The sequence below is a fragment of the Actinomycetes bacterium genome (assembly GCA_036000965.1).
Taxonomy (GTDB): Bacteria; Actinomycetota; CALGFH01; order CALGFH01; family CALGFH01; genus DASYUT01.
In genome coordinates this window covers 1-4,898 of sequence record DASYUT010000076.1, presented here as the reverse complement: position 1 = coordinate 4,898, position 4,898 = coordinate 1, and the positions used below count along the sequence as shown (strand labels likewise).

General features: G+C 70.4%; 5 protein-coding genes. 4 read left to right on the top strand and 1 reads right to left on the bottom strand.

The genetic code is table 11. From position 1 onward, the window contains the following. Nucleotides 1-342, top strand: a 342-nt coding sequence (locus tag VG276_05920; protein ID HEV8648940.1) for a dihydrofolate reductase family protein, incomplete at its 5' end; no start/stop codon positions are given. Between the two features lie 342 nt (nucleotides 343-684). Here the strand turns inward: VG276_05920 and VG276_05915 are convergent. Next, entirely contained in the window at nucleotides 685-1,032 is a 348-nt protein-coding gene (locus VG276_05915; protein ID HEV8648939.1) for a hypothetical protein, read from the bottom strand. Nucleotides 1,033-1,388: 356 nt separating this feature from the next. Here VG276_05915 and VG276_05910 point away from each other — a divergent pair, with 356 nt between their 5' ends. The 3 genes from VG276_05910 (at nucleotide 1,389) to VG276_05900 (ending at nucleotide 4,761) form a co-directional block, all read left to right on the top strand. Continuing rightward, complete coding sequence (locus VG276_05910; protein HEV8648938.1) at nucleotides 1,389-2,630, top strand: helix-turn-helix domain-containing protein; 1,242 nt, start codon at nucleotides 1,389-1,391, stop codon at nucleotides 2,628-2,630. A gap of 155 nt (nucleotides 2,631-2,785) precedes the next feature. Beyond that, on the top strand, nucleotides 2,786-4,288 hold the full coding sequence (locus tag VG276_05905) for a long-chain fatty acid--CoA ligase (protein HEV8648937.1): 1,503 nt from the start codon (nucleotides 2,786-2,788) through the stop codon (nucleotides 4,286-4,288). Next, nucleotides 4,285-4,761, top strand: a complete 477-nt coding sequence (locus VG276_05900; protein HEV8648936.1) for a hypothetical protein — start codon at nucleotides 4,285-4,287, stop codon at nucleotides 4,759-4,761. The genes VG276_05905 and VG276_05900 overlap by 4 nt, the downstream gene beginning before the upstream one ends. Nucleotides 4,762-4,898: the final 137 nt, after the last annotated feature.

Here is a 4,898-nt window from a genome sequence, read left to right as displayed (position 1 = left end):
GGCCACAATCCGTTCGGCGTGCCGTTCTTCATCGTGACCCACCGACCGGAGGACGCTCCCGCAGACGCCGGCTTCACGTTCGTGAACGGGCTGGACGAGGCCATCGCCCGGGCGCGCGAGGCGGCCGGCAGCAAGGACGTGTTCGTCATGGGCGGGGCGGACGTCATCCGCCAGGCGCTGCGCGCCGGACACGTGGAAGAGCTGTCGATCTCGATCGCGCCGGTCGTGCTCGGCCGCGGGAAGCGTCTGTTCGACGACTTCGACGAGACGGTGAGCCTCGAGCACCTGCGCCTGCTCCAGTCACCGTTCGCGACGCACATCACCTATCGCGTCGTGCGCTGACCGGCGGCGGCCCTGAGGGGTCGATCCCTCCCCACGACACTTGAGGAGGAGTCACATGAGCCGTGTGCCGTAGGCGGCGGCCGCGTTGGTGGCATGCCCGGATGGGAACCCGAGCCCGCCGGGGTGGACAAGCGCGCTCTGACGCATATCTCGTGATCGAGATCGACCCCACTCGTGTTCCGTGCGAGCGCCGAAGCCTCTCCTGCACCACCATGGGAGCGGTGGGTCTCCCGAGGGCGATGGACAGCCTCGACGCTGAGGGTACGGACGCCTACCCCCGAAAGCGGCTCAGGGGAGACTTGTCGCCGACGAGCCAAAGGTGACCGAACGGGGGGTGCATCGCTACAGGTCGGGAGGGAGCACGGCTTCGCCGGCGGGGGTCATGCGACCTTCGCGCTGGAGGCGCCGCACTCTCTCGCGATTCGTGGCCGACCAGTTCGAGCCGGGGCGGCGGGGGACGAAGCGGATGGCGTAGCGCTGGTCGTCGATGCGTTTGGTCTGGGTGTCGACCCAGCCATGGCACAGTGCCGTCTCCAGCAGCTCGTCGAAGGTCACGGTCTGCTTGCCGGAGGCTTTCTTGTAGATCGCGACGATCCGCTCTGGCTCGGATGCGCCGTGGTCGCGCAGCCAGCGATCGAACTCGTCCGCGGAGGAAACCGGCGTTGCCTGCGAGACATCGAGCGGGCTCATGCCGTCCATCCTGACCGATCTGGGCACGGCATGCCGTGCCCCCAACAGCGGACCATCGAGCTGCCCTTCACCTGACCACCACTCCCCGTGACGATCCTCCATTGACGGGACATCTCGTAGTGCCGACGTCGGTCGAACATGTGGTCACGAACTGCTCCCGGATCGCTCGGCCGGGGACGACCGTCAAGACCCGGGGTGGCTCGAGCGGGGTTGGCAGGCGGCTGTGGGGACTTACTTACCTTCACCTTGTTGTGGCACCTTGTTGTGGCCCGACGCCGCGAGCCCTTGTCCATCGAAGCCGGGGTCGGCGTGTCCGCGTGGGGAGGTACCGTGGCCACCCGGAAACGGACTCCGCGATGAGCACGTCCGGCCGTGACCAAACGCGTCGCCCGCGCGTCGTCCTGGCCCCCGAGATCTCAGCGATCGCAGGGTCGGTCACGGCACGCCTTCCCGACCTCGTCGACCGGGTCGTCCAGCGCATCCTGGCCGAGATCGAGTTCTACAGCGACCGGGATGTCGTCAGCCTCGAGGACCTTCGAGACTCGGTCAGCGGCAACCTCGAGTCCATGGTCGGCCAGCTCACCACGGATCGGTCGCCCGACCTGTCCGCGCCTCGCGCGACCGGTCGCCGCCGCGCCGAGCAGGGCACGCCGCTGGCGGACATCCTTCATGCGTACCGGATCGGCTTCACCGAGCTGTGGGAAGCGATCGTCGATGAGGCTCGCCGGAGCGGTCAGGCGCCGTCCGAGACGCTCGTCGACGCCGCCAGCGGCGTGTGGTGGCTCATCGGCGAGTACACCCAGGAACTCACGGTGGCCTACCGGGAGGCCGCGGCGGAGCTGCTGCTCGCCGGAGCGCGGGAACGTTCCGCCCTGGTGGAGGCACTGTTCACCGGCGGGATCCCCGACCGGGACACCCTGTGGGAGGCCGCGAAGCTGCTCAGGCTGCCCTGGGAGGGAGTGTTCGTGGTGGTGGCCGCCGAGGCGCCTGGGCTGGCCCAGGAAGGCCTGCCGGACGTCGAGGCACTCCTGTCCGCGCGTGGGATCGGGTCGGCCTGGCGGCTGCATCCCGATATCCAGACGGGCGTGGTGTCACTGCGGCACCACGACGCACTTCCCGTCCTCCTTGCGCTGCTGCGGGGTGGCGTGCGTGCCAGAGCCGGCGTCAGCCCCAGCTATTCGTCGCTGGGTGAAACGCCCCGCGCCCTGCACTACGCGCGGCTGGTCCTCAGCAGTCTGCCCGCAGGAGCCCCGGCGGTCGCCCAGTTCGAGGAGACACCGCTTCGCGTGCTCGCCGCCGCCGCCCCGGACGCGGCCGGGGAGCTCGTGCGCACGGTGCTCGGACCGGTCCTCGACCTGCCCGCCCAGGACCGCTTGAGTCTGCTGAGCACCCTGCAGGCATGGTTCGACGCCGGCGGCTCGGCGGTCGAGACCGGCAAGCGGATCTTTTGCCACCCCAACACCGTGCGGTACCGGCTGCGACGGCTGCAGGAGCACACCGGCCGGTCCTTGGACGACCCGAGGGCCGTGGCCGAGCTGCTGGCCGCCTTGGACGCGTTGCGCCTCATGCATGGGACGAGCTGGTCGAGCGAGCGCTGAGGTGGCGCAATGCGGGCGCTGGCAGCGCTCACGGTCGTCGGCCGTTGTGCCCGGCAACATTCTCCGGAGGCGGTTGTTGTCCTGCCGGCCATTGCCCTTGGCCGCACCCGAGTGGACGCTTGTGGGCAACGACGACCTGCGCGCGGAGGACGGCAATGACGAACCTGGCCCTGAACCTGGTCGAAGCCAAGGACATGTACCCGCACCGGGCCGCGGTCCGGCTCGACGGTCTTGTGTTGACCTACGACGAGCTGGACGAACGATCCGCGCGGGTCGCGGGCCTGCTCGCCGCGCGTGGCGTGGAGCCCGGCGACCGGGTCGGCCTGATGCTGCCGAACGTGCCGCAGTTCCCGATGCTCTACTACGGGGTGCTCCGCGCCGGCGCGGTGGTGGTGCCGATGAACCCGCTGCTGAAGGCGCGCGAGATCGAGTACTACCTCGGTGACTCCGGCGCCAAGCTCATCTTCGGCTGGGATGAGGTCGCTGGGGAGGTCTGCAAGGGCGCCGAGGCCGCCGGGGCCGGCTTCATCTCCGTCGCGCCAGCGGCGTTCGACCAGCTGCTGGGCAAGCACAGACCCGAGACGGTGGTGACCAGCCGCGCGGACGACCACACGGCGGTGATCCTGTACACCTCGGGCACGACCGGCAAGCCCAAAGGCGCCGAGCTGACCCACGCCAACCTGAGCCGCAACGCGGCGGTGTCGGCGACCACCCTGTTCCGCCTCGAGCCCGACGACGTGATCATGGGCTGCCTGCCGCTGTTCCATTCCTTTGGCCAGACCTGCGGGCTGAACGCCGCGGTCGGCAGCGGCGCCTGCCTCACGCTCCTGCCGCGGTTCGACCCGGGCAAGGCGCTGGAGGTGATCCAGCGGGACCGGACCACCGTCTTCGAGGGCGTCCCGACGATGTACGTGGCCCTGCTCAACCATCCGCACCGCGCCGACTACGACGTCAGCTCGCTGCGCGTGTGCGTGTCCGGCGGCGCCGCGCTGCCGGTCGAGGTGCTGCGCGGCTTCGAGGACACCTTCGGGTGCATCATCCTGGAGGGCTACGGCCTGTCGGAGACCTCCCCGGTCGCCTCGTTCAACCACCCCGACCGGGAACGCAAGGGCGGCTCGATCGGCACCCCCATCGAGGGCGTCGAGATGCGGCTGGTCGACCCCCTCGGCGACGACGTGCCGACCGGCGAGGTCGGCGAGATCGCGATCCGGGGGCACAACCTCATGAAGGGCTACTGGCGCCGCGAGGAGGCCACCCGCGAGGCGATCCCGGACGGGTGGTTTCGCACCGGCGACCTGGCCCGCCAGGACGAGGACGGCTACTTCTTCATCGTCGACCGCAAGAAGGACCTCATCATCCGCGGCGGCTACAACGTCTACCCGCGGGAGGTCGAGGAGGTGCTCTACGAGCACCCGGAGGTCGCCGAGGCCGCCGTGGTCGGCATCCCGCACCCGACGCATGGGGAGGAGGTCGGGGCCGCGGTGGTGCTCAAGCCCGGGGCCGAGGCCACCCCGGCGGACCTGCGCGCTTTCTGCAAGGAGCGGGTCGCGGCCTACAAGTACCCCAGGCACGTGTGGTTCGAGGCGGCGCTGCCGAAGACGGCCACCGGCAAGCTCCTGCGCCGCGAGGTGCAGCCGCCCGAGGGTCTGTCGCCGTGACCGGCCCGGCCGCGGACACCCGGGCATCGGCCACGGAAGCTGCCGACGCGGCCGCGGCGCTGGACCTGCTGCTCGCGGCCGCGGCGCTGGGGCCGCTGCGCCGCTTCATGCCGGGCAGGGCGGGCATCCGGTTCGCCACCAGCCTCGCCCGCCGGCCGCACAAGCTGGCGTGCCAGGCGACCTCCCTCGCCGGTGAGCTCGCCCGTGTCGGTCTTGGCAGATCCACGCTGGCGCCCCCGCCCCGGGACCGCCGTTTCACCGACCCGGCCTGGACGTCCAACCCGCTGCTGCGCCGACTCGTCCAGGCCTACCTTGCGGCCGGGCAGGCCGCCGAGCAGCTGCTCGCCGGCGCCGACCTGGAATGGCGGGACACCGAGCGGATGACGTTCGTGGTCGACAACCTCGTGCAGGCGCTCGCCCCCAGCAACAACCCGGTCGTGAGCCCGGTCTTCTGGAAGGCCCTCATCGAGTAGCTGTTCAGCCTGGGTGGGCGCGGCTGTGGTGACCTTCGGTAGGGTGGCATGAGCTGCCCGAGTTGACCCGTAGCTCCGCAGGTGCCGATCATGTCGCGCATGTCCGAGCCGCTGCGCGAACTGGCTACCTTGTCGGT